The organism is Pseudomonas citrullilanati (assembly GCF_030580855.1).
Classification (GTDB): domain Bacteria; phylum Pseudomonadota; class Gammaproteobacteria; order Pseudomonadales; family Pseudomonadaceae; genus Aquipseudomonas; species Aquipseudomonas citrulli.
The window spans coordinates 1-25,435 of sequence record NZ_JAUQOP010000001.1; the positions used below are offsets into that span (position 1 = coordinate 1).

The 25,435-nt window shown below is 63.6% G+C and carries 20 protein-coding genes; 15 read left to right on the forward strand and 5 right to left on the reverse strand.

Annotated elements, in window-relative coordinates; translation table 11 throughout:
• Positions 1–191 precede the first annotated feature (191 nt).
• Entirely contained in the window at positions 192–2,246 is a 2,055-nt protein-coding gene (locus Q6A48_RS00005; protein WP_304550894.1) for a S9 family peptidase, read from the reverse strand.
• A 101-nt stretch (positions 2,247–2,347) separates the two neighbouring features.
• On the opposite strand from Q6A48_RS00005, the gene Q6A48_RS00010 reads away from it, so the two are divergent.
• The 7 genes from Q6A48_RS00010 (at position 2,348) to Q6A48_RS00040 (ending at position 8,237) form a co-directional block, all read left to right on the forward strand.
• The gene (locus Q6A48_RS00010) at positions 2,348–2,845 is read left to right on the forward strand and encodes an MFS transporter (protein WP_304550896.1); all 498 of its coding nucleotides are present in this window, start codon (positions 2,348–2,350) and stop codon (positions 2,843–2,845) included.
• A 32-nt stretch (positions 2,846–2,877) separates the two neighbouring features.
• A complete protein-coding gene (locus tag Q6A48_RS00015; protein WP_304550898.1) occupies positions 2,878–3,654 on the forward strand; it encodes a class II glutamine amidotransferase in 777 nt (258 codons plus the stop codon).
• A gap of 12 nt (positions 3,655–3,666) precedes the next feature.
• Positions 3,667–4,209, forward strand: coding sequence for a DUF2937 family protein (locus Q6A48_RS00020; protein WP_042732979.1), 543 nt, complete (start codon positions 3,667–3,669; stop codon positions 4,207–4,209).
• 309 nt (positions 4,210–4,518) lie between these two features.
• Positions 4,519–5,805 carry an MFS transporter gene (locus Q6A48_RS00025; RefSeq protein WP_304550900.1) on the forward strand — a complete coding sequence of 429 codons (1,287 nt, stop codon included), beginning with the start codon at positions 4,519–4,521 and terminating at the stop codon, positions 5,803–5,805.
• A 61-nt stretch (positions 5,806–5,866) separates the two neighbouring features.
• Positions 5,867–6,619: a 5-oxoprolinase subunit PxpA gene (locus tag Q6A48_RS00030; protein ID WP_304550901.1), complete on the forward strand. Its 753-nt coding sequence runs from the start codon at positions 5,867–5,869 to the stop codon at positions 6,617–6,619.
• Positions 6,616–7,320, forward strand: coding sequence for a 5-oxoprolinase subunit PxpB (gene pxpB / locus Q6A48_RS00035; RefSeq protein ID WP_304550903.1), 705 nt, complete (start codon positions 6,616–6,618; stop codon positions 7,318–7,320). Before Q6A48_RS00030 ends, pxpB begins: the two co-directional genes overlap by 4 nt.
• Positions 7,317–8,237 carry a 5-oxoprolinase subunit C family protein gene (locus Q6A48_RS00040; protein ID WP_304550904.1) on the forward strand — a complete coding sequence of 307 codons (921 nt, stop codon included), beginning with the start codon at positions 7,317–7,319 and terminating at the stop codon, positions 8,235–8,237. The genes pxpB and Q6A48_RS00040 overlap by 4 nt, the downstream gene beginning before the upstream one ends.
• Before the next feature lie 92 nt (positions 8,238–8,329).
• On the opposite strand, the gene Q6A48_RS00045 is transcribed toward Q6A48_RS00040, so the two are convergent.
• The 3 genes from Q6A48_RS00045 to Q6A48_RS00055 form a co-directional block, all read right to left on the reverse strand.
• Positions 8,330–9,508: a vWA domain-containing protein gene (locus Q6A48_RS00045; RefSeq protein ID WP_304550906.1), complete on the reverse strand. Its 1,179-nt coding sequence runs from the start codon at positions 9,506–9,508 to the stop codon at positions 8,330–8,332.
• Positions 9,509–9,543: 35 nt separating this feature from the next.
• Complete coding sequence (locus tag Q6A48_RS00050; RefSeq protein ID WP_304550908.1) at positions 9,544–10,389, reverse strand: AAA family ATPase; 846 nt, start codon at positions 10,387–10,389, stop codon at positions 9,544–9,546.
• Positions 10,390–10,687: 298 nt separating this feature from the next.
• Positions 10,688–11,764, reverse strand: coding sequence for a DUF748 domain-containing protein (locus tag Q6A48_RS00055; RefSeq protein ID WP_304550911.1), 1,077 nt, complete (start codon positions 11,762–11,764; stop codon positions 10,688–10,690).
• A gap of 129 nt (positions 11,765–11,893) precedes the next feature.
• Here Q6A48_RS00055 and cysK point away from each other — a divergent pair, with 129 nt between their 5' ends.
• Together cysK and Q6A48_RS00065 are read left to right on the forward strand one after the other, a co-directional pair.
• Entirely contained in the window at positions 11,894–12,868 is a 975-nt protein-coding gene (gene cysK / locus Q6A48_RS00060; protein WP_304550914.1) for a cysteine synthase A, read from the forward strand.
• A gap of 226 nt (positions 12,869–13,094) precedes the next feature.
• Positions 13,095–14,033, forward strand: a complete 939-nt coding sequence (locus tag Q6A48_RS00065) for an aspartyl/asparaginyl beta-hydroxylase domain-containing protein (RefSeq protein WP_304550915.1) — start codon at positions 13,095–13,097, stop codon at positions 14,031–14,033.
• Positions 14,034–14,125: 92 nt separating this feature from the next.
• Here Q6A48_RS00065 and Q6A48_RS00070 read toward each other — a convergent pair whose 3' ends face one another.
• Entirely contained in the window at positions 14,126–15,034 is a 909-nt protein-coding gene (locus Q6A48_RS00070) for a DMT family transporter (protein ID WP_304550917.1), read from the reverse strand.
• A 131-nt stretch (positions 15,035–15,165) separates the two neighbouring features.
• Here Q6A48_RS00070 and aceK point away from each other — a divergent pair, with 131 nt between their 5' ends.
• The 6 genes from aceK (at position 15,166) to Q6A48_RS00100 (ending at position 25,248) form a co-directional block, all read left to right on the forward strand.
• The gene (gene aceK / locus Q6A48_RS00075; RefSeq protein ID WP_304550918.1) at positions 15,166–16,887 is read left to right on the forward strand and encodes a bifunctional isocitrate dehydrogenase kinase/phosphatase; all 1,722 of its coding nucleotides are present in this window, start codon (positions 15,166–15,168) and stop codon (positions 16,885–16,887) included.
• A gap of 384 nt (positions 16,888–17,271) precedes the next feature.
• Positions 17,272–21,183 carry an ATP-dependent RNA helicase HrpA gene (gene hrpA, locus Q6A48_RS00080; protein WP_304550920.1) on the forward strand — a complete coding sequence of 1,304 codons (3,912 nt, stop codon included), beginning with the start codon at positions 17,272–17,274 and terminating at the stop codon, positions 21,181–21,183.
• 327 nt (positions 21,184–21,510) lie between these two features.
• Positions 21,511–22,632 (forward strand): beta-ketoacyl-ACP synthase III, encoded by a 1,122-nt coding sequence (locus tag Q6A48_RS00085; RefSeq protein WP_304550921.1) that lies wholly within the window; start codon positions 21,511–21,513, stop codon positions 22,630–22,632.
• Positions 22,633–22,805: 173 nt separating this feature from the next.
• Positions 22,806–23,417 (forward strand): RNA polymerase sigma factor, encoded by a 612-nt coding sequence (locus Q6A48_RS00090; protein WP_304550924.1) that lies wholly within the window; start codon positions 22,806–22,808, stop codon positions 23,415–23,417.
• Positions 23,411–23,647, forward strand: coding sequence for an anti-sigma factor family protein (locus tag Q6A48_RS00095; RefSeq protein WP_304550926.1), 237 nt, complete (start codon positions 23,411–23,413; stop codon positions 23,645–23,647). Before Q6A48_RS00090 ends, Q6A48_RS00095 begins: the two co-directional genes overlap by 7 nt.
• Before the next feature lie 290 nt (positions 23,648–23,937).
• Positions 23,938–25,248, forward strand: a complete 1,311-nt coding sequence (locus tag Q6A48_RS00100; protein WP_304550928.1) for an OprO/OprP family phosphate-selective porin — start codon at positions 23,938–23,940, stop codon at positions 25,246–25,248.
• Positions 25,249–25,435 lie beyond the last annotated feature (187 nt).

Genomic DNA, 25,435 nt, shown 5'->3' on the forward strand with positions numbered 1-25,435 from the left:
TCCAGCACCATGCTGGCAGCCTTGAGTTTGAACTCACTCGAATAAGATTTACGCATAGCCAAACACCTCAGATTTGGGCGCCATCATAGCGCCCGATTGAAGTGTCCAAAATCATTAGGCCAGTTCAAGCTCGCTCCCACAGGGGCTTGTGTGGCTCATGGAGCTAAGACCCGGCCCTCATCCAGAGTTCCTCAGGCCTTGCCCAAAACCTTCAGGACAAACGCATATTCGAGCGCTACGTCACGCAATCCCTGGTAACGCCCGCTCATCCCACCGTGGCCGGCGCCCAGTTCGGTCTTGAGCAGCAAGGGGTTGTCGTCGGTCTTGGTGGCGCGCAGCTTCGCCACCCACTTGGCCGCTTCCCAGTATTGCACGCGGCTGTCGTTGTAGCCGGCGATGACCAGCAGCGCCGGATAGGCCTGGGCCTTGACGTTTTCGTACGGGGCGTAGGCGCGGATCCGATCATAGACCTCCGGCTCCTGCGGGTTGCCCCATTCGTCGTACTCGGTGACGGTCAACGGCAGCTCCGGGTCGAGCATGGTGTTGAGCACATCGACGAACGGCACTTCGGCGATGGCGACCTTGAACAGCTCCGGACGCTGGTTGAGCACCGCGCCGATCAACAGGCCACCGGCGCTGCCGCCGCTGATCGCCAGTTGCCCGGCGGTGGTGAAGCCGTTGGCGATCAAATGTTCGGCGCAGGCGATGAAGTCGCTGAAGGTGTTGGCCTTGTGTTCCTGCTTGCCGGCGCGGTACCAGGCTTCGCCCAGCTCGCCGCCGCCGCGCACATGGGCAATGGCAAACGCCACGCCGCGGTCGAGCAGGCTCAGCCGCGCGTGGGAGAACCACGGGTCGAGGCTCTGGCCATAGGCGCCGTAGCCGTACAGGTACAGCGGTACCGGCTGGCCGAGGGCTTCGCGCTTGACCACCAGGCTGATGGGCACCTGCGTGCCGTCCGGCGCCGTGGCCCAGATCCGCTGGCTGACGTAGGCATCGGCGTCGAACGGCCCCAACACCGGGGTCTGCTTGAGGACCACCTGCTCGCCACTGGCCAGGTCCAGCTGACGGATCTGCGCCGGGCGATTCAAGGCCTCATAGCGCAGGCGGATGCGCGGGCTGGAAAATTCCAGGCTGTTCTGCACATGCAGGCTGTAGGCCGCGTCCGGCAACTGCACCCGATAGGCCGGCAGGTCCTGTGGGTGGACTTCGATGATCGGCAGGCCGCCTTCGCGCAGGCTCAAGGTCATGGCCCCGGCGTTCAGGCTCAGGCCGTCGATCATCACCGTGTCGCTGTGGGGGATGAGGTTCTGCCAATCGACCTCGGTCGGCGCCACGCCGGTGTCGGCGGCCTGGTACAGGGCGAAGTTGATGCCGTCGCGGTTGGTGCGCACCAGCCAGGTCCACTGGCCATCGAGCAGGCCGTGGTCGACGTCGTACTCGTGGTGTTCGCGCCGGGGTGCCAGGCACGTGAAGGGCTGTTGCGGCTGCGCGGCGTCCAGCACCCAGGCTTCGCTGGTGGTCTTGCTGCCCAGGGACAGGATCAACTGGCGCTCGGAGCTCGACCGGTAGCAGTGCAGGAAGAAACGCCCGTCCGGCTCATGGAACACTTCTTCGGCGGCGGTGCCGTCCAGGCGGTAGCGCCAGAGTTTGTGAGGGCGATGAGTGTCGTCCAGTTCGCCGAAAAACAGTGTCAGGCTGTCGTTGGCCCACGTCATGCTGCCGTCGCAGTTGTCGAAGGACAGTTCGCTGACCTTCTCGTTGGACAGTTCCTTGATGAACAGCGTGTAGATCTCGTCGCCCGTGGTGTCCAGGCTGTAGGCCAGGCGCTGGTGGTCGGGGCTGATGCTGAACGCACCGAGGGAAAAGAAGCCGCCGCCCGCCAGGGCGTTCGGGTCCAGCAGCAGTTGTTCGCGGCTTTCATCCACGTCCAGGCTGTCGTCGGCCGGGCGCGGACAGCGGTAATGACGCGGGTATTCGTCACCGGCGGTGGTGCGGGTGTAGTACAGGTACGGGCCCCAGGGCGAGGGCAGGGACAGGTCGGTCTCGAGGATCCGCCCCTTGATCTCCTGGAACAGACTTTCGCGCAGCTCGGCCTGGTCGGCGAGTTGGTCTTCCTGGTAGCTGTTTTCGGCCTTGAGGTAGTCGAGCACGGCGTCGGTGTCGCGTTCCTGCAGCCAGGCGTACGGGTCCACCCCGGCGTCCCTGCGGGCGATCGGGGCGTTGGAAACGTGGGCAGATAAGGACATGAAAGGCTCTCGAACGTTGTACGAAAAGGAGCTTGGCAGACGCCGGGGCAGCCTGACGAGCGAAAAGTCGTTACTATAAGCGCCTCTTTGCCTGCCTTGCCATGGACACCATGACCGAGAACGACTATCTGATCGCTTGGGGCCTCTACGCCTTCGCGGCCCTGGGCTGCCTGCTGGTGTGGATGCGCATGACCCGCTGGATGTGGCGCTGGTTGCGCGAGCCGCTGCGCCTGCTGGTGGCGGTGTTGCTGTTCTGCCCGACCATTGTCGACCCGGTGAAGGACAAGTTCGCCCCTGCCGTGGCCATTGTCGCCCTGGACGTGCTGTTCAAGGTCGGCAACAACGTCTGGCGGGCCGCCTCCGACCTGGTCATGTACGGCATGATCGCGTTCGGCGCCTACCTGCTGTTCGTGCTGGTGCGCTTGCCTATCGAGCGCGCGTCCAATGCCCGCCAGGAGCGGGCCGCCGCCGCGAAAGCCGCCGCCGCGGCGGAGGAGCCCGAGGATGAGCCGCCGTTCGGCGTGGCTGGCGATGACCGCTATGGGCGCCCACCGGTGCCGAGCAATCCCCAGCGTTCGCGCATCGAACCGCGCCTGTAGCCAGGCCTGCCCCTTGAAGCGAGAGTCCGAGCATGTGTGAGTTACTGGGCATGAGCGCCAATGTGCCGACCGACATCGTGTTCAGCTTTACCGGGCTGATGCAGCGCGGTGGCAGGACCGGGCCGCACCGTGACGGCTGGGGCATCGCCTTCTATGAAGGCCGCGGCTTGCGGTTGTTCCAGGACCCGGCCGCCAGCAGCGAGTCGGAAGTGGCGAACCTGGTGCAGCGCTACCCGATCAAGAGCGAAGTGGTGATCGGGCATATTCGCCAGGCCAACGTCGGCAAGGTCTGCCTGGCCAACACCCATCCGTTCGTGCGGGAGTTGTGGGGGCGCAACTGGTGTTTCGCCCACAACGGCCAGCTCGCCGATTTCCAGCCAGCGGTGAGTTTCTACCGTCCAGTGGGCGACACCGACAGCGAGGCGGCGTTCTGCGATCTGCTCAACCGCGTGCGCCAGGCGTTCCCGGAGCCGGTGGACGTGGAGCAACTGCTGCCCTCGCTCATCGAGGCCTGCAGCGAATACCGCGGCAAGGGCGTGTTCAACTGCATGTTGAGCGACGGCGACTGGCTGTTCTGCTATTGCTCGACCAAACTGGTCCAGATCACCCGGCGCGCACCGTTCGGCCCGGCACGGCTCAAGGATGTCGACATGATCGTCGATTTCCAGGCCGAGACCACGCCCAATGACGTGGTCACGGTGATCGCCACCGAGCCCTTGACCGAAAACGAAACCTGGACCCGCTACGAGCCGGGCCAATGGAGCCTGTGGCGACGCGGCGAATGCGTCAGCCAGGGCCGGACCGAATAAGGACGTCACGCTATGCTGCTCAGTTATCTCCGCCTGGTGTTGTTCGCGATTGGCCTGCTGGTGGGGGTCCAGGTACCGGGCTTCATCAATGACTATGCCAAGCGGGTCGAGGCCCATCTGATCGAGGCGCAGACGGGCCTGCAAGGCTTCCAGGGCACCGCCAACCAGTTCTTCAAGGGTGACATGCAGGCCCTGGTGGCCCACTACCGCGCCAGCGAAGACCCGATATTCCGCAGCGACGCCGACAGCCTGAACACCTTGCTCGTGCGCCAGCAGGCCCTGGACAAGCAGTTCCAGGCGATGCAGGGGCCCTGGTACATCCGCTTGCTGCAAGTGGCGCTGGCCGCCGACCCGGACATCCGCAAGGAAACCTGGAACGGCTACAGCTACCAGATCCTCCTGACCCCCGAAGCCATGGTCTGGGGCATCAGCGGCGCGATGCTGCTGTCGTTCGGGCTGGAGTGCCTGTTCCGCCTGATCGACTGGGTGGTGCTGGGCGGCAAGCGCCTGCGCCAGAGCCGGCCGATCGAAGAGCGGGATCTGCGCGGGTTGTAGCGCCGCAGCGAACCTCTGTGGCGAGGGGATTTATCCCCGCTGGGTGGGAGCAAAGCTTGCTCGCGAAACAGACGCCTCGGTCTCTGGATGACCGCGTCGGCTTCATCGCGGGCAAGCCTTGCTCCCACAAACCCTTGCTCCCACAAACAGTGTTCAGTCAGACCCTCCGATGAACAATCAAGTTTTTCTTATGACCCGTCCGAGGTTTTATTAGTTGGACGCGCCGGCGCCTGCGCTCAAGAATCATGGCACCCGGCCCCGACGTTCACAGCGCCGAGGCTCAGAACAATAAAACCGTGGAGAACCACCATGAGTGCACCCGACACACTCGGCGTCCCCCAACCCCAGGCCCGTTCCGGCCCGTTCGATTGGTATCGCAACATCAACCAACAGGAACGTCGCACCTTCTGGAGCTGCAAGATCGGCTACGCCCTGGATGGCATGGACACGCAGATGCTCAGTTTCGTGGTGCCGACGCTGATCGCGATGTGGGGCATCACCACCGGGCAGGCGGGGCTGATCCACACCAGCACGCTGATCGCCTCGGCCCTGGGCGGCTGGGTGGCCGGTATTCTTTCGGACCGCATCGGCCGGGTGCGTACCCTGCAACTGACCGTGCTGTGGTTTGCTTTCTTCACCTTCCTCTGCGGCTTCGCCCAGAACTACGACCAACTGCTGATCGCCCGCACGCTGATGGGCTTCGGTTTCGGCGGCGAATGGACGGCTGGCGCGGTGCTGATGGGCGAGGTGATCCGCGCCAAGGACCGTGGCAAGGCGGTAGGCATGGTGCAATCGGGGTGGGCGCTGGGCTGGGGCATGACGGCGATCCTCTACGCGCTGCTGTTCTCGGTGCTGCCGCCGGAAGACGCCTGGCGCGCGCTGTTCATCCTGGGCATTGTCCCGGCGGTGTTCGTGATTTTCGTCCGCCGGCTGGTGAAGGACCCGGAGGTCTATAACCAGACCAAGGCCCGCCTGACGCCGAGCAACCCTGCCCGGTTCTACGAGATCTTCGCCCCGGGCATCCTCTTCACCACGATTCGCGCCTCGCTGCTGACCACCGGGGCCCTGGGTGGCTACTATGCGATCACGTCCTGGCTGCCGACGTTCCTGAAGAACGAGCGCGGCTTGAGCGTGTTGGGCACCGGTGGCTACCTGGCGATGGTGATCGTCGGATCCTACGTGGGTTACGTCATCAGCGCCTATTTGTCGGACATCCTGGGGCGCAAGAAGAATTTCGTCCTGTTCGCCGTCGGCTCGTTCACCATCGTGCTGCTGTACACCCAGGTACCGGTGAGCAATAACGTGATGCTCTGGCTGGGCTTCCCCCTGGGCTTTTTCGCCTCCGGGATGTTCAGCGGCATGGGCTCGTTCCTCACCGAACTGTTCCCGACCCGTATCCGTGGATCGGGCCAGGGTTTCTGCTACAACATTGGCCGGGCGGTGGCGGCGTTGTTCCCGCTGCTGATCGGTCTGCTGAGCCAGCGGGTGCCGCTGAGCGTCGGTATCGGTGCGTTTGCGGCGGTGTCCTACGGCGTGGTGATCCTGGCGGCCTTGAGCCTGCCGGAAACCCAAGGCAAGCAACTGGAAGCCGAGTAACGGGTAAGCCCGGGGTGCATGCCCCGGGCCAGAGAAGAAAGAACCTACAGGAGCGTTCACCGTGAACCGCCTGCTATTGAACTGCGACATCGGCGAGAGCTTCGGTCACTGGACCATGGGTCTGGACGCCGAGGTGATGCCCTACATCGATTGCGCCAACATCGCCTGCGGTTTTCATGCCGGCGACCCGAGCATCATGCGCAAGACCGTCAGCCTGGCCCTGGCCAATAATGTGCGCATCGGCGCGCATCCGGCCTACCAGGACCTGGCGGGCTTCGGTCGCCGCTCCATGGCCTATGGCGCCCAGGAGCTGCAAGACCTGTTGCACTACCAGATCGGCGCCCTCGACGGCATTTGCCGGGCCCAGGGTGGGCGGGTCAGCTACGTCAAGCCCCATGGCGCGATGTACAACGACATGATGGCCAACCCGCAACAGTTGCGCGCAGTGATCCAGGCGGTGGCCGCCTATGACCCGGGCCTGCCGCTGATGCTCATGGCGACCCGGGACAACAGCGCCGCCCAGGCCCTGGGCGACGAGTACGGCCTGACCCTGTGGTTCGAAGCCTTCGCCGACCGCGCCTACGACAGCGCCGGCCACCTGGTTTCGCGGCAGTTGCCGGGGGCGGTGCATCACGATGCCGAGGTCATCATCGCCCAGGCGCTGGGCATCGCCCGTGGCGACGCGCTCACCGCCAGCGACGGCAGCGCGTTGGTCCTGCACGCCAATACCTTGTGCGTGCATGGCGACAACGCCAGCTCCGTGGCGGCCGTGCGCCGCATTCGTGAAGCGCTGGACCGGCAGAGCGCGCCATGAAGCCACGGGTGGAAGTGGTCGCGGTGGACGGCTTGATGGTGCGCCTGTTCGATGAAATCGCCGAGGACAACATGCCGTGGATGCTCGCCGCCAGCGAGCGCCTGCGAGCGGTGTTTGGCGAACACCTGATCGACCTGGTGCCGTCCTACACCACGTTGATGGTGCATTACGACCTGCTGGCGTTGGACCCGGCGCAGGCCCGGGCCTTGGTCGGCCAGGCGCTGGAGCACCTGTCGCCCGACGCCCGTTCGGTCGGCCAGTGTCACCAGGTGCCGGTGTGGTACGACCCGCGTGTCGGACCGGAGCTGGCGCTGTTGTCGGGCCGCAGCGGGTTGACCGTGGAGCAAGTGATCCGACGCCACAGCGAGCACGAATACCAGGTCTTCGCCCTGGGCTTCGCTCCCGGTTTCGCCTTCATGGGGCTGGTGGACGAAGCACTGGCCGCACCGCGCCTGGGCACGCCGCGCAAGCGGGTGGCCGCAGGCAGTGTCGGCATTGCCGAGCGCCAGACCGCCGCGTATCCGCTGGTATCGCCCGGCGGCTGGAACCTCATCGGCCGCACCCCGGCCAAGTTGTTCGACCGTGAACGTGACGGCTACAGCCTGATGCAACCCGGCGACACGGTGCGGTTCGTCGCCGTGGACCATGCCGAGTTCATTCGCCTCGGTGGCGACGACACCCCCCAGGAGGCCCAGGCATGAGCCGTTTATCGATCGAGGCCAGCACGGCGCTGTGCCTGTTGCAGGACGCCGGGCGGTTTGGCGTCCGGCACCTGGGCGTGACCCAGGGCGGCGCGGCGGATTGGTGGTCGATGGCCTGGGCCAACTGGATGCTGGGCAATGACCTGGACGCGCCGGTGGTGGAGATCACCCTCGGCGGCTTCACCGTGGTGGCCGAAGAGGATTGCGTGCTGGCGTTGGCCGGGGCGGACCTGGGCGCCCGAATAGACGGCCAGGCGGTGGCGCCGTGGCGCTTCTTCAGCCTGCGCAAAGGCCAGGCCCTGGCGCTCACCCAGCCAGTGCTCGGCGCCCGGGCGTACCTTGCGGCCCCCGGCGGCTTCGAGGCACCGGCGGTGCTGGGCAGCCGGGCGACGGTGGTGCGTGAAGAACTCGGTGGCCTGGATGGACGAGGAAAGGCGCTGAGTCGCGGTGCGCACCTGAGCTACTCAGGCGCGGCGACGCCTCGGCCGATGCCGCACACGCTGATCCCGGATTTCCAACAGGTCCAGCCGCTGGACCTGATCCTGGGCGCGCAGAACGGCGCCTTCAGCGGCCAGAGCCTGTTCGACGCGTTCAACACGCCCTGGACACTGGACAGCCGCGCCGATCGCATGGGCATCCGCTTGCTTGGAACAGCGCTGCAATACCAGGGGGCGCCGATGATTTCCGAAGGCATTCCCCTGGGCGCGGTGCAAGTACCGCCGGATGGCCAGCCGATCGTCCTGCTCAACGACCGGCAGACCATCGGCGGCTATCCACGCCTGGGCGCCTTGACGCCACTGGCGCTGGCCCGGTTGGCGCAATGCCTGCCGGGGGCACAGGTGCGGTTGCGGCCGGTGGTGCAGGAGGTTGCGCATCGGCAGCAGGTGGAGTGCCTGAAGGTGTTTTTGAAGCGCTGAAAAGCTTCGCGAGCGAGCCCGCTCCCACATTGGAAAACGGTTTCCCGTGGGAGCGGGCTTGCTCGCGAAGAGGCCCTTGAAGGCACTGAATTTTACTTGGACAAAAACCGCATCCCTTCCTCCAACCCGCGCAAGGTCAGCGGATACATCCGGTCTTCCACCAATTCGCGCACGATGTTGGTCGAGGCGGTGTAGCCCCAGGTGTCCTTGGGGTAGGGGTTGATCCAGATGAGTTTCTTGTACTTCTCCATGAAGCGCTGCATCCACACATAGCCCGCTTCTTCGTTCCAGTGCTCGACGCTGCCGCCGGGCTGGGTGATTTCATAGGGCGCCATGGCGGCGTCGCCGATGAAGATCACCTTGTAGTCGGCGCCGTACTTGTGCAGCAGGTCCTGGGTCGAGGTGCGTTCCGAGGTGCGGCGCAGGTTGTTCTTCCACACCGACTCGTACACGAAGTTGTGGAAGTAGAAATACTCCAGGTGCTTGAACTCGGTCTTGCAGGCCGAGAACAGTTCCTCGCAGATCTTCACGTGGGCGTCCATCGAGCCGCCGATGTCGAACAGCAACAGCAACTTGACGGTGTTGCGGCGTTCCGGGCGCATCTGGATGTTCAGGAGGCCGGCATCCCGGGCGGTGTGGTCGATGGTGCCATCGATGTCCAGCTCTTCGGCCGCGCCCTGGCGGGCGAACTTGCGCAGGCGGCGCAGGGCGATCTTGATGTTTCGGGTGCCCAGTTCCACCTGGTCGTCGAGGTTCTTGTACTCGCGCTGGTCCCAGACCTTCACCGCCTTGCCCTGGCGCTTGCCGGCGTCGCCGACGCGGATGCCTTCGGGGTTGAAGCCGCCGGAGCCGAACGGGCTGGTACCGCCAGTGCCGATCCACTTGTTGCCGCCGGCATGGCGTTCCTTCTGTTCCTCCAGGCGCTTCTTGAATTCCTCGATCAGCTTGTCCAGGCCACCGAGGGACTGGATCTGGGCCCGCTCTTCGTCGGTCAGCGAACGCTCGAACTCCTTGCGCAGCCAGTCTTCGGGGATCAGCGCCTGGAGATGATCGTCGAGTTTTTCCAGGCCGTTGAAATACGCGGCGAAGGCCCGGTCGAACTTGTCGTAGTGCCGTTCGTCCTTCACCAGGATTGCCCGGGACAGGTAATAGAACTCGTCCATGTCGGCGAAGATCACCCGTTGCTTCAGCGCGTTGATCAAATCCAGCAATTCACGCACCGACACGGGCACCTTGGCGGCGCGCATCTCATTGAACAGGTTAAGCAGCATGGCTAGCGCCCTCGCTCTTGTTGGACGAAGAGGCTTCAGCGCGTGCCGCGGCGGCTCATGAAGGCCAACCGTTCGAGCAGTTGCACATCCTGTTCGTTCTTGACCAGGGCGCCGGCCAGCGGCGGGATGGCCTTGGTCGGATCGCGCTCGCGCAGGACCGCTTCACCGATGTTGTCGGCCATCAACAGCTTGAGCCAGTCCACCAGTTCGGAGGTGGAGGGCTTTTTCTTCAGGCCCGGCACCTTGCGCACGTCGAAGAACACGTCCAGCGCTTCGCTGACCAGGTCTTTCTTGATGTCCGGGTAGTGCACGTCGACGATCTTCTGCAGCGTCGCGCGGTCCGGAAAGGCGATGTAGTGGAAGAAGCAGCGGCGCAGGAAGGCGTCCGGCAGTTCTTTCTCGTTGTTGGAGGTAATGATGATGATCGGCCGCTGCTTGGCCTTGATGGTTTCATCGGTCTCGTAGACGTAGAACTCCATCTTGTCGAGTTCTTGCAGCAGGTCGTTGGGGAACTCGATGTCGGCCTTGTCGATTTCGTCGATCAGCAGGATGACCCGCTCCTCGGACTCGAACGCCTCCCAGAGCTTGCCTTTCTTCAGGTAGTTGCGCACGTCATGGACCTTGTCCACGCCCAGTTGCGAGTCCCGCAGGCGGCTGACCGCGTCGTACTCGTACAGGCCCTGGTGGGCCTTGGTGGTGGACTTGATGTGCCAGGTGATCAGGCGCGCGCCGAAGGACTCGGCCAGCTGCTCGGCCAGCATGGTCTTGCCGGTGCCCGGTTCGCCCTTGACCAGCAGCGGCCGCTCCAGGGTGATGGCGGCGTTCACGGCCAGCTTCAGGTCATCGGTGGCGACGTAGGCGCGGGTGCCTTCGAACTTCATCTGCGGATTCCTCGAACGTGTCGTCGGCCCGGCGAGGCGGGGCGCACGAAAATAAATGGCGTGCCCGACTATAACGCGACGTCCCGCCGACTGTGAACGCAGACGCTGTATTCAGTCTCTGAATGGCGCGTCACATGCTGACCCGGTCTTGTGGCGAGGGGATTTATCCCCGCTGGGCTGCGAAGCAGCCCTAAAGTAGTGAACTCAATCCTCTAGGCACACCGAGTTGCCTGGGTTGGGGGCCGCTGCGCAGCCCGGCGGGGATAAATCCCCTCGCCACAAAACAGCCGCAAACACCTTAGTCCGCCTTGGGCGGCGGCTGTTCATAGCGGGCGTTGAACGCCTGGACGAAGCCGTTGCGCAATATCTGCAGGAAGGCTTCGAAAGCGCTGATGTTTTGTTGATGGACGTTGCCGCTGAGTTCGACCCGGGTGGCGAACTGGTTCTTGCGCTGGTTCTTCAGCGCCGTCTCGCCGGCGCCGACCAGCGCCTCCCAGACCGAGCGGAAGATGTTCTTTTTCTCGTTCTCCACGTCCTGCTGCCAATCGAAGACGTCCACGTCCCGCAGCAACGGCTTGATGTAGCCGCTGAGCTGGGCGTCCTTGGCCTCGGCTTCGATCACCAGGTCGCCATGGCCGGCGTTGAAGTCGAACTTGCCATAGGCCGCGGCGAAATCATTGAGGCGCTTGAGTTCGATGTTCGTGGCCCGCAGGCGGAAATCGAAATCCTCGAACTTGCTCAACGGATCAAACGTGGCCTGCACTTCCAGTGGCGCGTGTTCGGCCACCAGGGCCTTGCCTTCGAAACGGGCGTCACGCTTGCCTTCGGTGTCCACCACATTGGTCAGGTTATAGAAGCTGGCATTGACGTCGCTGGCCCGCAGGTTCACCGGCGGCTTCGAATTGAAGTTGCGAAAAGTCACCTGGCCGTCCCGGATCCGCAACTCGTTGAAGGTGATGGGCAGCAGCTTGCTCAGTTGCTCGCGCCAGTTGGTGCCCTGGCCGGTCTGGGAATTCTGTCGGTCGCCGCCGCCGTCGACGAAGTTCACTTGCGGCCGGGCGAACTCCGCCTCGGCCACCACGGCATGGTCATACCACAGCGAATGCCAACTGACGGACAGGTCGACCAGCGGCGCATCGACGAACGGCACCGGGACCTTGCCATCGACCTTGACGATTTTCAGGCCGTTGATCCGATAGGCCCCGCGCCACAGCGCCAGGTCCACGTCGGTGACCTGGCCGCGGTAGTCGCCCATGTTCGCCAGCTTGTCGTTGAGGTAGTTGCGCACCAGGTAAGGCAAGGTGAAATGCACGGCCACCAGCAGCACAACGAGGGCGGCGAGTGTCCACAGTGGCCAGCTGTATCGACGCTTCATGTCAGTCAGTCTCCGGCGTTGTTACAGCCATTGACCGTCGTCACCGTGGGAACGTTCGGTGCAACTGGACGCCCATGGGCAACAGGCTTACCTTAAAGCGCTTAAATTCACGTTGCCTAAGGACCGGTCATGAGCCGCATATTCGTTGATAACGCCCATTCCATTGGCAATACGCCGCTGGTGCAGATCAATCGCATCGCCCCGCGTGGCGTGACCATCCTGGCCAAGATCGAGGGGCGCAACCCGGGTTATTCGGTCAAGTGCCGGATCGGCGCGAACATGATCTGGGACGCTGAAAGCACCGGCCGGCTCAAGCCGGGCATGACCATCATCGAACCGACCTCGGGCAACACCGGCATCGGCCTGGCGTTCGTCGCCGCCGCTCGGGGCTACAAGCTGATGCTGACCATGCCGGCCTCCATGAGCGTGGAGCGGCGCAAGGTGCTCAAGGCACTGGGCGCGGAGCTGGTGCTCACCGAGCCGGCCAAGGGCATGAAAGGCGCCATTGACAAGGCCGCCGAGATCCTCGCCAGCGACCCTTCGCTTTATTTCATGCCGCAGCAGTTCGAGAACCCGGCGAACCCGGCGATCCACGAAAAGACCACCGGCCCGGAAATCTGGAACGACACCGATGGCGCGGTGGACGTGCTGGTGGCGGGCGTCGGCACGGGCGGAACCATTACCGGCGTTTCGCGGTATATCAAGAACACGTGTGGCAAGCCGATCCTGTCGGTGGCGGTCGAGCCGGAAACCTCGCCGGTGATTACCCAGGCGATGGCGGGGCAGGAAATCAAGCCCAGCCCCCACAAGATCCAGGGGATCGGTGCCGGCTTCGTGCCGAAGAACCTGGACCTGTCGATCGTCGACCAGGTCGAGCGCGTCACCGACGAAGAATCCAAGGCCATGGCTTTGCGCCTGATGCAGGAGGAGGGCATCCTCTGTGGCATCTCCTGCGGCGCAGCGATGGCCGTGGCCGTGCGCCTGGCGGAAAAACCGGAAATGCAGGGCAAGACGCTGGTGGTGATCCTGCCGGATTCGGGCGAACGCTACCTGTCGAGCATGTTGTTCAGTGACCTGTTCACCGACCAGGAGATCCAGCAGTAACGGCCAAGCATCGGGTTTTTGTGGCGTGGGGCATCCCCTCGCCACAAGCGCGGTGCAAGGGGCTGGGTCAGCCAGGGTTCAGGCTGGAAAGGGTATTGTTACGCCCTTCTCAACAGTGAATATTGCCGCGGGCGGTTTCTTCCCCGTGCAAGGCTCTATACCATGGCCGGCTGCCACGCCGGGCTGATGGCGCTGCGCAAGCCGTTTTCGACAAGGAGTTTTTACAATGACCGTTTCGTTTGTCGCCAAGGCCGCGGTATTGCTGCTGTTCCTGGGCAGCACGCTGTATGTGCACCTGCGGGGTCGCGCGCGCTTGCCGGTATTGCGCCAGTTCGTCAATCACTCGGCCTTGTTCGCCCCCTACAACGCCCTGATGTACCTGTTCTCCGGCGTGCCCTCCAAGCCTTACCTGGACCGCAGCAAGTTTCCCGAGCTCGATGTGCTCAAGGACAACTGGCACGTCATCCGCGACGAGGCCATGCACCTGTTCGACGAGGGCTACATCCGGGCGGCGGAAAAGAACAACGATGCCGGCTTCGGGTCGTTCTTCAAGAAAGGCTGGAAGCGCTTCTACCTCAAGTGGTACGACAAACCGCTGCCGTCCGCCGAGCTGCTTTGTCCGAAAACCGTCGCGTTGGTCAGTGCCATCCCTAATGTGAAGGGCGCGATGTTCGCCCTGTTGCCAGGTGGCAGCCATTTGAACCCCCATCGCGACCCGTTCGCCGGTTCCCTGCGCTATCACCTGGGGCTGTCCACGCCCAATTCCGACGATTGCCGGATCTTCGTCGACGGCCAGGTCTATGCCTGGCGCGATGGCGAGGACGTGATGTTCGATGAGACCTACGTGCACTGGGTCAAGAACGAAACCCCGCAAACCCGGGTGATCCTGTTCTGTGACGTCGAGCGCCCCCTGAAGAGCCGGCTGATGACCCGTCTCAACCGCGCTATCAGCGCCTTCCTCGGCCGTGCCACCGCGCCGCAGAACCTCGACGACGAGCGCGTCGGCGGTATCAACCAGGCCTACGCCTGGAGCAAGTCGTTCAGCGACAGCTTCAGCGGCCGGGTCAAGCAGTGGAAGCGCAAGCATCCCAAGGCGTACCGGGTGATGCGTCCGGTGTTGGCGGTGGCGGTGCTGACGGTGCTTGGCTACTGGTTGTTCGGCTAGAGACCGACAATTTCATACCGCGATCGCGAGCAGGCCACTGGCCCCTGTGGGAGCGAGCCTGCTCGCGAAAGCGCATCCCGCCCCACTGCTCATTACCTGGCCGCCACCCCGGCTGGCTTCGCCGCCCCGGGCTTCAACACCAGCCACAACGCCGCCGCAATCAGCACGCCGCCATACAGGTGGGCCATGCCCAGCTGCTCATCCAGCAGCAACGCTCCCCACAACACGCCGAACGGTGGGATCAGGAAGGTCACGGTCATGGACTTGACCGGGCCGATGGAGCTGAGCAGCCGGAAATAAAGAATGTACGCCAGGGCCGTGCACACCAGGCCCAGCCCCAGCAGCGACAACCAGACGCTCCAGCCGCCCCAGCTGGCCGGGGGTTGGCTGATGGCGGTGTAGCCAAACAGCGGCAGCAGGAACACCGTGGCACCGAACATGCTGCCGAGCGCGGCGAGGCGGCTGTCCAGCCCACCTTGATGATCGAGCCAGCGGCGGGTGAGGAAACCGGCAAAGCCGTAGCACGTGGTCGCCAGCAGGCAGGCGAGGGCGCCCATCAGCAATTGCAGGTCGAAGGCCACTGGCCCGGCGCCAGTGAGGATGCCCACGCCGAGCAGGCCCAGGGTCACTCCGCTGACCTTGGCCAGGGTGAGTTTTTCGCTGAAGAACAGGCCGCCGATCAACACTCCCATCAACGGAGTGGTGGCGTTGAAGATGGCCGAGTAGCCGGCTGGCAATGTCTGGGCCGCCAGCGAATAGAAGGTGGCCGGAATGCCCGAGTTGATCAGGCCCAGGCCCATCACCACCTTCAACTTGCCGCGAAAGTCGAAGTCGACGCGCATCAGCGCCAGGATCACCAGCAAGCCGACGAAGGCGATGGATACGCGGAAGAACGCGGTGGGGATCGTGCCAATGACCGGGGCGATAATGCGCATGAACAGGAAACTCGCCCCCCAGATGGCGGCCAGTGACAGCAAGCGCAAGGTGTCGACGAAGTTCACAGGGCATTCCTGGCAGGCGGGGCCGACCAGTGTCGCCGTCCCGGGTACCGATGGCAATGGTTGCGCTGGCGCGTGATTGGCCTCTAAGCTCAGTCGCCCATAACAAGCCTGACCCGCCGAGGTTCACCCTTATGCCGCAATCATGGCCCGCTACCGATATCGCCCGTTCAATCCTCGACGGCTTCGACGATTACCGCGAGCATTTCCGGCAGATCACCGACGGCGCCCGCGCCCGGTTCGAGCAGGCCCAGTGGTTGGAAGCGCAGGCGGCATCGGCGGCGCGGATCAACTTGTACGAAGAGAAAGTCTTCGAGACCGTGGCGCGCCTGCGCCAGGCCTTCGAAGCCGAGGCGTTGATGGACGTGAGCTGCTGGCCGCTGGTCAAGAGCGCCTACATCAGCCTGATCGACCTGCGCTTCGACGATGAACTGTCGGAAACCTGGTACAACTCGATCTTCTGCGGGCTGTTCAGCCACGACCTGATCAGCGACGGCACCATGTTCATCCACACCACCCGGCCGAGCCTGCGCCGCGCCCGTGCCGCCCAGACCCGCACCTACAAGCCCCAGGGCCAGCTCGACCGGATGCTGGCAAGCATCTTCGCCGACTACCGCTTCAACGAGGACTACGCCGACCTGCCGGGCGACCTGCAACGCCTCGAAGCCCAGCTGCGGGAGAACCTGCCGGACTGGGTCTGCAAGGACCCGGAGCTGACGGTGGAGTTGTTTTCTTCAGTGCTCTACCGCAACAAGGGCGCCTACCTGGTAGGCCGTATCTACACCCAGGACGACCAATGGCCGCTGGTGATCCCGCTGCTGCACCGCGAGGGCCGGGGCATCCAGATCGACGCCTTGATCACCGACGAGGCGCAGGTGTCGATCATCTTCTCGTTCACCCGCTCCTACTTCATGGTGGACGTACCGGTGCCGGCCGAATTCATCGGTTTCCTCAAGCGCATCCTGCCGGGCAAGCACATTGCCGAGCTGTACACTTCCATCGGTTTCTACAAGCACGGCAAGTCCGAGTTCTACCGGGCGCTGATCAACCACCTGGCCAACACCGACGACCGCTTCATCATGGCGCCCGGGGTGCGCGGCATGGTCATGAGCGTGTTTACCCTGCCGGGCTTCAACACCGTGTTCAAGATCATCAAGGACCGTTTTTCGCCGTCGAAAAACGTCGACCGGGCCACGGTGATCGAGAAATATCGCCTGGTGAAAAGTGTCGATCGGGTCGGGCGCATGGCCGATACCCAGGAGTTCGCCGACTTCCGTTTTCCCCTGGGCAAGTTCGAACCGGCCTGCCTGGAGGAACTGCTGGAGGTGGCGCCCTCCACGGTGTCGGTGGAGGGCGACACGGTGCTGATTCGCCACTGCTGGACCGAGCGCCGCATGACGCCGTTGAACCTCTACCTGGAAAACGCCAGCGAGGCCCAGGTGCGCGAGGCGCTGGAAGACTATGGCCTGGCGATCAAGCAACTGGCGGCGGCGAACATCTTCCCCGGTGACATGCTGCTCAAGAACTTCGGCGTGACCCGCCATGGCCGTGTGGTGTTCTACGACTACGACGAGATCTGCTTCCTCACCGAAGCCAACTTCCGCCACATTCCCCAGCCCCGCACCCCGGAGGACGAAATGGCGTCCGAGCCCTGGTACTCCATCGGGCCGCTGGACGTATTCCCGGAGGAATTCCCGCCGTTCCTGTTCGCCGACGCGGGCCAGCGCAAGCTGTTCGACCAGTTGCACGGCGAGCTGTACAACGCCGATTACTGGAAAGGCCTGCAAGAAGCCATCCGGGCGGGGAAGGTGATCGACGTGTTCCCGTATCGGCGCAAGGACCTGGACAGCGAATAACCCGGCAAGAGCCCTCAAAAAACCTGTGGGAGCAAAGCTTGCTCGCGATGCAGGCGCCTCGGTCCCCTGGGAGACCGCGTCATCCTCATCGCGGGCAAGCCTTGCTCCCACATGTGCACAAATCTGCGACAATCGCCCCTTGCTCAACCCCAAGGCCCCATTGCGTACCTGATGACAAACCAAGCTCGGCGCAAGGACCTGGACAGCGAATAACCCGGCAAGAGCCCTCAAAAAACCTGTGGGAGCAAAGCTTGCTCGCGATGCAGGCGCCTCGGTCCCCTGGGAGACCGCGTCATCCTCATCGCGGGCAAGCCTTGCTCCCACATGTGCACAAATCTGCGACAATCGCCCCTAGCTCAACCCCAAGGCCCCATTGCGTACCTGATGACTGACCAAGCCCCCGCTTTCGACAAGCTGCTGAAAAACCTCGACCACGCCATGCTCGCCGACCGTCATCGGTTGCGGCGGCAGTTGTTCGAGCTGCGCAAGAAACCCGACGAGGCCAAGCTGGCCCAGTGGGTGGCGCGCATGCAGGCGTCGTGTGACCAGGTGCTGGCGCGCAAGGCCAGCCTGCCGGTGATCCGCTACGACGACAATCTGCCGATCGCGGCCAAGCGCGATGAGATCAAGGACGCGCTGCTCAAGCACCAGGTGTTGATCATCGCCGGCGAAACCGGTTCGGGCAAAACCACCCAGTTGCCGAAGATCTGCCTGGAGATCGGCCGTGGCCAATATGGCTTGATCGGTCATACCCAGCCGCGCCGGATCGCCGCGCGCAGCGTGGCCAGCCGGGTCGCCGAGGAACTGGCGACGCCGTTGGGGGCGCTGGTGGGGTACCAGGTGCGCTTCGAGGACCAGAGCGACGCCAACACCCTGGTCAAGCTGATGACCGACGGCATCCTCCTGGCCGAGACCCAGAACGATCGCTACCTCGAACGCTACGACACGATCATCGTCGACGAAGCCCACGAACGCAGCCTGAACATCGACTTCCTGCTGGGCTACCTCAAGACCCTGCTGCCGCGCCGCCCGGACCTGAAAGTCATCATCACCTCGGCCACCATCGACCTGGAGCGTTTTTCCAAGCACTTCGACGACGCACCGATCGTCGAGGTCTCGGGCCGTACCTTCCCGGTGGAAACCTGGTACCGCCCGCTGACCCTGGAGCAGGACGAAGAGGGCAACCGGGTCGAGGACGACCTGACCGTCGACCAGGCGATCCTCGCCACCCTCGATGAAATCGCCGCCCATGAGCGCAGCGAACGTCGCAGCCCCGGGGACGTGCTGGTGTTCCTGCCGGGCGAGCGGGAGATCCGTGACGCGGCGGAAATGCTGCGCAAGGCGCAGCTCAAGCACACCGAGATCCTGCCGTTGTACGCGCGCCTGTCGCCGGCCGAGCAACAGCGGATCTTCCAGTCCCACCCGGGCCGTCGGGTGGTGCTGGCGACCAACGTCGCCGAAACCTCGCTCACCGTGCCGGGCATCCGCTACGTGATCGACAGCGGCACCGCGCGCATCAGCCGCTACAGCTATCGCGCCAAGGTCCAGCGCCTGCCGGTCGAAGCCGTTTCCCAGGCCAGCGCCAACCAGCGCAAGGGCCGTTGCGGGCGGGTCGAGGCTGGGATCTGCGTGCGGCTTTACAGCGAAGAGGATTTTCTCGGACGGCCGGAGTTCACCGACCCGGAAATCCTGCGCACCAACCTGGCGGCGGTGATCTTGCAGATGTTGCACCTGCGCCTGGGCGAGATCACCGATTTCCCGTTCATCGAGCCGCCGGATGGCAAGGCCATCAGCGACGGTTTCAACCTGCTGCAAGAACTGTCGGCGGTGGACCGCAACGGCCAACTGACGCCGTTGGGCCGCCAGTTGGCCCGCCTGCCGGTGGACCCGCGCATGGGTCGCATGCTGCTGGAAGCGGCGAAGCTGGGCAGCTTGCAGGAAGTGCTGATCGTGGCCAGCGCCATGTCGGTCCAGGACCCGCGCGAGCGTCCGCCCGAGCGCCAGCAAGCCGCCGACCAGGCCCACGCCCAATGGAAGGACACCGACTCGGACTTCGCCGGGCTGGTCAACCTGTGGCGCGGTTTCGAAGAACAGCGCCAGGCGCTGACCGCGAGCCCGCTGCGCAACTGGTGCCGCAAGAACTTCCTCAACTACCTGCGCCTGCGCGAGTGGCGCGACGCCCATCGCCAACTGAGCCTGATCTGCCGCGACATGCAGTTGAGCCTCAACAAGGAGCCGGCGGATTATCCGAAGCTGCACAAGGCGGTGCTGTCGGGGTTGCTCAGCCAGATCGGCCAGAAGACCGAGGACGGCGACTACCTGGGGGCCCGGCAACGGCGCTTCTGGGTCCACCCGTCGTCAGGCCTGGGCAAGAAGCGCCCGCAATGGCTGATGACCGCCGAGCTGGTGGAAACCACCAAGCTGTATGCGCGCATGGTCGCCAAGATCGAGCCGGACTGGATCGAACCGCTGGCCGGGCACCTGATCAAGAAAAACCACTTCGAACCCCATTGGGAAAAGAAGCGCGGGCAAGTGGTGGCGTATGAGCAGATCACCCTGTTCGGGCTGATCGTGGTCGGTCGGCGGCCGGTGCATTACGGGCCGGTGGACCCGGTGGTCTCGCGCGAGCTGTTTATCCGCGAAGCGCTGGTGCGCGGCGAGATCCAGTCCCGGGCCAAGTGCCTGGGGGCCAATACCCGGCTGCTGGAGCAACTGGACGAACTGGAGGCCAAGGCCCGTCGTCGCGACATCCTGGCGGACGAGGAAACGCTGTTCGGTTTCTACGATGCGCGCTTGCCGGCGGAGATCCACCAGACCGCGACGTTCGACAGTTGGTACCGGATCAACAGCCAGAAAGACCCGCAATTGCTGATCATGCGCGAGGAAGACGTGCTGGCCCGCGAGGCCAGTGAAGTCACCGCCGCGTACTACCCGGACACCTTGCGCGTCGGCGACCTGACCTTGCCGCTGACCTATCACTTCGAGCCCAACCATCCCCGCGACGGCGTGACCCTGCGCGTACCGGCGCCGCTGTTGCCGATGCTGCCGCCCGAGCGCCTGGAATGGCTGGTGCCGGGGATGATCGAGGCCAAGTGCATTGCCCTGGTGCGCAACTTGCCCAAGGCCCTGCGCAAGAACTTCGTGCCGGTGCCGGACTTCGTCAAGGCCGCATTGCAACGCATCACCTTTGCCGAGGGCTCATTGCCCCAGGCCCTGGGCCGTGAACTGCTGCGCATGACCGGTGCGCGGGTCAGCGACGAAGCCTGGGCGGAAGCGGCGCAACAGGTGGAAAGCCACCTGCGCATGAACCTGGAAATCGTCGACGGCCAGGGCAAGTTCCTCGGCGAGGGGCGCGACCTGGCCGAGCTGACCGCGCGTTTTGCCGAAGCCAGCCAGGCTGCATTGGCCGTACCGCAAACCGCAAAGAGCCAGGAACCGGTGGAGGCGAAAGTCTTCGCGCCGGTGGCGCAAAAGACCCAGCAGAAGATCGCCGGGCTGTCGATGACGGTCTACCCGGCGCTGGTGGAAGAGGGCGGGGTGGTCAAGGAAGGGCGTTTCCCGACGCCGGCCGAGGCCGAGTACCAGCATCGCCGCGCCTTGCAGCGTTTGTTGATGCAGCAACTGGCCGAGTCGGCCAAGTTCCTGCGCGGCAAGTTGCCGGGGCTGACGGAGCTGGGCCTGTTGTACCGCGAGCTGGGGCGCGTCGATAACCTGGTGGAAGACATCCTGCTGGCCAGCCTCGACAGTTGCGTGCTCGAAGGCGAAGCAAGCCTGCCTCGCGACGGCGCTGCGCTGGCCTCCCTGGCCGAGCGCAAGCGCGGCGGCTGGACCGAGCACGCCGAGCGCCTGGCGAAGCTGACCCTGGACATCCTCAAGCTCTGGCACGGCCTGCAGAAACGCTTCAAGGGCAAGATCGACCTGGCCCAGGCCGTGGCCCTGAACGACATCAAGCAGCAGCTCAGCCACCTGGTGTACCCGGGCTTCGTGCGGGAAACCCCGCATCAATGGCTCAAGGAACTGCCACGCTACCTCAAGGCCATCGAGCAGCGCTTCGAGAAACTTGGCGGCCAGGTGCAGAAGGACCGGGTCTGGAGCGGCGAGCTGTCGAACCTCTGGGCCCAATACCAGGCTCGCGCCGACAAACACGCCCAGGAAGGCAAGCGCGACCCGCAACTGGAGCTGTACCGCTGGTGGCTGGAGGAATACCGGGTGTCGCTGTTCGCCCAGCAGTTGGGCACCAAGGTGCCGATTTCCGACAAGCGCCTGGGCAAGCAGTGGGGGCAGGTGGAGGGTTGATGGCAAAGCCCCTAGCCCCTGTGGGAGCGAGCTTGCTCGCGATAGCGGTGGTTCAGCCTGCATTGATGTTGACTGATACACCGCCATCGCGAGCAAGCTCGCTCCCACAGGGGTCTGAGTGATCCCTCACAGGGAATGGGCCAAACCCCCGGGTTTATGGCAAACTTCGCGGCTATAAATGCCGGTCCCGTGGTTTTTGAGCTTCACTCCCTCGGGCGGATCGGAATAAAGCGCTGCCAGGGCTGCTTCCCCGGATGGGAAAAGTCCCTTTGTGTATTGGTACGTCGGTGCCAATGCTTTCTGCCTGAACAGATCAGAGACACGCCCATGCATAACGTCGTCATCAGCGGAACCGGCCTGTACACCCCGGCCAACAGCATTTCCAACGAAGAGCTGGTGCAATCCTTCAATACCTATGTCGCTCAATTCAACGCCGACAACGCCGAGGCCATCGAGCGCGGTGAAGTGGAAGCGTTGACCGAATCCAATGCCGCGTTCATCGAAAAGGCCTCGGGGATCAAGAGCCGCTTCGTCATGGACAAGGACGGCATCCTCGACCCGCAACGCATGACGCCGCGCCTGCCCGAACGCTCCAACGACGAGTGGTCGGTGCTCTGCGAAATGGCCGTCGCTGCCGCCCGCCAAGCCCTGGAGCGTGCTGGCCGCAGCGCTGCCGACATCGACGGTGTGATCGTCGCCTGTTCCAACTTGCAGCGTCCGTACCCGGCCATCGCCATCGAAGTCCAGGAAGCCCTGGGCATCGACGGTTTCGGCTTCGACATGAACGTGGCGTGTTCCTCGGCCACCTTCGGCATCCAGGCCGCCGCCAACAGCGTACAGCTGGGCCAGGCCCGGGCGATCCTGATGGTCAACCCGGAAGTGTGCACCGGCCACCTGAACTTCCGTGATCGCGACAGCCACTTCATCTTCGGCGACGCGGCCACCGCGGTGGTCATCGAGCGCGCCGACCAGGCCACCTCGGCCCACCAGTTCGACGTGGTCAGCACCAAGCTGCTGACCAAGTTCTCCAACAACATCCGCAACAACTTCGGCTTCCTCAACCGCGCGGCAGAAGAGGGCATCGGCACGCGTGACAAACTGTTCGTCCAGGAAGGCCGCAAGGTGTTCCGCGATGTCTGCCCGATGGTGGCCGAACTGATTGGCGCCCACCTGCAAGAGAACCAGCTGGACGTCGGCCAGGTGAAGCGTTTCTGGCTGCACCAGGCCAACCTGAGCATGAACCAGTTGATCGTGCGCAAGCTGCTGGGACGCGAAGCCACCGAAGCGGAAGCCCCGGTGATTCTCGACCGCTACGCCAACACCAGCTCGGCCGGCTCGGTCATCGCCTTCCACCTGTACCAGGATGACCTGCCGGCCGGCTCCGTGGCCGTCCTCAGCTCGTTTGGCGCCGGCTATTCGATTGGCAGTGTGATTTTGCGCAAGCGTTGATCCATTTTGGTTGGCTAAAGGATTTATCCCCAGTGGTTGTGGGAGCAAAGCTTGCTCGCGATGCAGGCGCCTCGATTTATGGAGCGCGTCGCCTGCATCGCGGGCAAGCCTTGCTCCCACATAAATCCCCTCGCCACAAAAGCATCGCAGTCTTGCAGATATTGGGATGTTGAATGACCGTCACTGATGACACCTTCCTGCTCCAGCGCCTGCTGGCCGGCGAGCAGCGCGCCTACAAGGAGCTGGTGAGCACCTACCAGGGCCCGATGCGCGCGGTCGCCTATGCCATCGTCGGCAGCCGTCACGCCGACGAAGTGGTGCAGGACGCGTGGTTGTCGGTGGTGCGCAACCTCAGCGGTTTCCAGGGCCGTTCCAGCCTCAAGACCTGGCTGCTGACCATCACCGCCAACGCCGCCAAGGGTCGCTACAAACAGAACCGCCGGGAAGTGCTGCTCGACGATATCCCGGCGCCCCACGGCACCCTGGGCGACGAGCGTTTCGCCGCTGACGGCCATTGGCTGCTGGCACCGTTCGCCTGGCACCAGGACACGCCGGAAGCGCTGCTCACCGAAAGCGAACTGCGCGATTGCCTGGAGCACACCTTGCTCAGCCTCTCGGAACTGCAAGGCAGCGTGCTGACCCTGCGTGAACGCCAGGGGCTGGAGCTGGAAGAAATCTGTAATCTTCTCGACATCTCGCTCTCCAACGTTCGTGTGCTGCTGCATCGCGCCCGGCTGAAGGTCTTCGCGACCGTGGAACATTTCGAGGAAACCGGCGAATGCTGACCTGCAAGGAACAAGTGGCGCGCTCCAGCGATTATCTCGACGGGCAACTGAGCTTTCGTGAACGCCTGATGGTGCGCCACCACCTGATGTTCTGCCCCAACTGCCGGCGCTTCATCCGCCAGATGCGCCTGATGCAGGCGACCCTGAAAAAACTCCCCGAACCGCCCGTGCCCAACCTCGACCACCTCGCCGAAAAGCTCGCCGCCGAGCGCCGCAAAAACATCCGCTAAAACTCGAAACACCACCGGCTCCATGTGGGAGCGAGCTTGCTCGCGATAGCGGCGTATCAGTCAAATCACTTCAGACTGAACCAACGCTATCGCGAGCAAGCTCGCGCCCACAGGTTGTCCATGGCTGTTTTGGTTATTCCAATTCGAAGTAAAAAGTTCCGCTGTCATAAAATCTTTATGTGATAGCAACTTGCCTGACACACACCGCCGCCAAGATCCCCTCCCAACACCAGCGGGCCCAGTTCCGCGTGTTTTCTAACGCATAGACTACCAACTAGGGGAATTCTTCGATGATCCGTAAGCACTTCGCAGGTGTTGCCGCCAGCGCACTGGCAATGGCAGTAACCGCCCAGGCTTTCGCCGGCACCGTCACCACCGATGGCGCCGATATCGTTGTCAAAACCAAGGGCGGCCTTGAGGTCGCTACCACGGACAAAGAGTTCAGCTTCAAGCTCGGCGGTCGTTTGCAGGCTGACTACAGCCAGTTCGACGGGATCTACACCGACAACGGTAAATCGGCTGACGCCGCTTACTTCCGTCGCGCCTTCCTGGAACTGTCCGGCGTGCTGTACACGGACTGGGCCTACACCATCAACTACGACATGTCCCACAACACGGGCGACTCGGACAACGGCTACTTCGACGAAGCGTCCCTGGCCTACAACGGCTTCAAGCCGGTGTCGATCAAGGTCGGTCGTTTCGACCCCGACTTCGGCCTGGAAAAAGCCACCAGTTCCAAGTGGGTCACCGCCCCTGAGCGCAACGCCGCCTACGACCTGATCGACTGGGCCAACAGCCACCAGAACGGCCTGGGCCTGCAAGCCTCCAGCACCTTCGCCGATTCGTTCTACGCCTCGGCTGGCGTGTTCAGCAAGGACACCGACGACACCGACGGCGACAGCGTCAAGCAAGTCAACGGTCGCTTCGTCTTCGCCCCGATGCACGAAGCCGGCAACGTGTTGCACTTCGGCCTGAACGTGGCATCGCGTGACGTTTCCGACACCGTATTCGACGCACGTTATCGTTCCCGCCTGGGCATGCGCGGTGTGGAAACCCTCGGCGGCAACGATGCCGGTCCGAACGGCAACCGTCCGGTACTGGGCGGCGCCAACAACTCGCCGGCCGGCTCCTACGACCGTGACACCGCGTTCGGCCTGGAAGCCGCCTTCGCCATGGGCCCTGCGTCGATCCAGGGTGAATACATCACCCGCAAGACCAAGGCGGATGCCGACGGTTTCGAAGACATCAAGGGCCATGGCTTCTATGTCCAGGGTGCCTACACCCTCACCGGCGAATCCCGCGGCTATAAAGTCGGCAAGTTCGACGCGATCAAGCCCCAGAACAAGTCCATCGGCGCCTGGGAAGTGTTCTATCGCTACGACAGCATGACCGTCGAAGACGACAACATCACCACCGCCAGCGCCACCCGTGACGTGGGCGATGCCGAAGCCAAGGTGCACAACCTGGGCGTGAACTGGTACGCCAACGAGGCGGTGAAGATCTCTGCCGCCTACATCAAGGCCAAGACCGACAAAGTCACCAACGTCAACGGTGACGACGACGGCGATGGCTTCGTAGTCCGCGCCCAGTACGTGTTCTAAGCCACGTACCGGTTACACCGCTCTCGCTTCATCCGTTAAAGCTCCTTTTCCACCCCGCCACCTGGCGGGGTTTTTTTTGGCTTGGTCGAGTACCTGCTGTGTTCGTCCGGACCACTGTATGGGCAGTCACCTGTCAACCCTGACAGTTTCACGGTTCTGGAAGAAAGCGCTTACTTTGTCCCATTGC

Excerpts from the sequence above, each read along its gene's own strand:
- Q6A48_RS00005 (WP_304550894.1), bottom strand. The coding sequence starts at position 2,246 with ATGTCCTTATCTGCCCACGTTTCCAACGCCCCGATCGCCCGCAGGGAC.
- Q6A48_RS00010 (WP_304550896.1), top strand. The coding sequence starts at position 2,348 with ATGGACACCATGACCGAGAACGACTATCTGATCGCTTGGGGCCTCTAC.
- Q6A48_RS00015 (WP_304550898.1), top strand. The coding sequence starts at position 2,878 with ATGTGTGAGTTACTGGGCATGAGCGCCAATGTGCCGACCGACATCGTG.
- Q6A48_RS00020 (WP_042732979.1), top strand. The coding sequence starts at position 3,667 with ATGCTGCTCAGTTATCTCCGCCTGGTGTTGTTCGCGATTGGCCTGCTG.
- Q6A48_RS00025 (WP_304550900.1), top strand. The coding sequence starts at position 4,519 with ATGAGTGCACCCGACACACTCGGCGTCCCCCAACCCCAGGCCCGTTCC.
- pxpB (WP_304550903.1), top strand. The coding sequence starts at position 6,616 with ATGAAGCCACGGGTGGAAGTGGTCGCGGTGGACGGCTTGATGGTGCGC.
- Q6A48_RS00040 (WP_304550904.1), top strand. The coding sequence starts at position 7,317 with ATGAGCCGTTTATCGATCGAGGCCAGCACGGCGCTGTGCCTGTTGCAG.
- Q6A48_RS00045 (WP_304550906.1), bottom strand. The coding sequence starts at position 9,508 with ATGCTGCTTAACCTGTTCAATGAGATGCGCGCCGCCAAGGTGCCCGTG.
- Q6A48_RS00050 (WP_304550908.1), bottom strand. The coding sequence starts at position 10,389 with ATGAAGTTCGAAGGCACCCGCGCCTACGTCGCCACCGATGACCTGAAG.
- Q6A48_RS00055 (WP_304550911.1), bottom strand. The coding sequence starts at position 11,764 with ATGAAGCGTCGATACAGCTGGCCACTGTGGACACTCGCCGCCCTCGTT.
- cysK (WP_304550914.1), top strand. The coding sequence starts at position 11,894 with ATGAGCCGCATATTCGTTGATAACGCCCATTCCATTGGCAATACGCCG.
- Q6A48_RS00065 (WP_304550915.1), top strand. The coding sequence starts at position 13,095 with ATGACCGTTTCGTTTGTCGCCAAGGCCGCGGTATTGCTGCTGTTCCTG.
- aceK (WP_304550918.1), top strand. The coding sequence starts at position 15,166 with ATGCCGCAATCATGGCCCGCTACCGATATCGCCCGTTCAATCCTCGAC.
- hrpA (WP_304550920.1), top strand. The coding sequence starts at position 17,272 with ATGACTGACCAAGCCCCCGCTTTCGACAAGCTGCTGAAAAACCTCGAC.
- Q6A48_RS00085 (WP_304550921.1), top strand. The coding sequence starts at position 21,511 with ATGCATAACGTCGTCATCAGCGGAACCGGCCTGTACACCCCGGCCAAC.
- Q6A48_RS00090 (WP_304550924.1), top strand. The coding sequence starts at position 22,806 with ATGACCGTCACTGATGACACCTTCCTGCTCCAGCGCCTGCTGGCCGGC.
- Q6A48_RS00095 (WP_304550926.1), top strand. The coding sequence starts at position 23,411 with ATGCTGACCTGCAAGGAACAAGTGGCGCGCTCCAGCGATTATCTCGAC.
- Q6A48_RS00100 (WP_304550928.1), top strand. The coding sequence starts at position 23,938 with ATGATCCGTAAGCACTTCGCAGGTGTTGCCGCCAGCGCACTGGCAATG.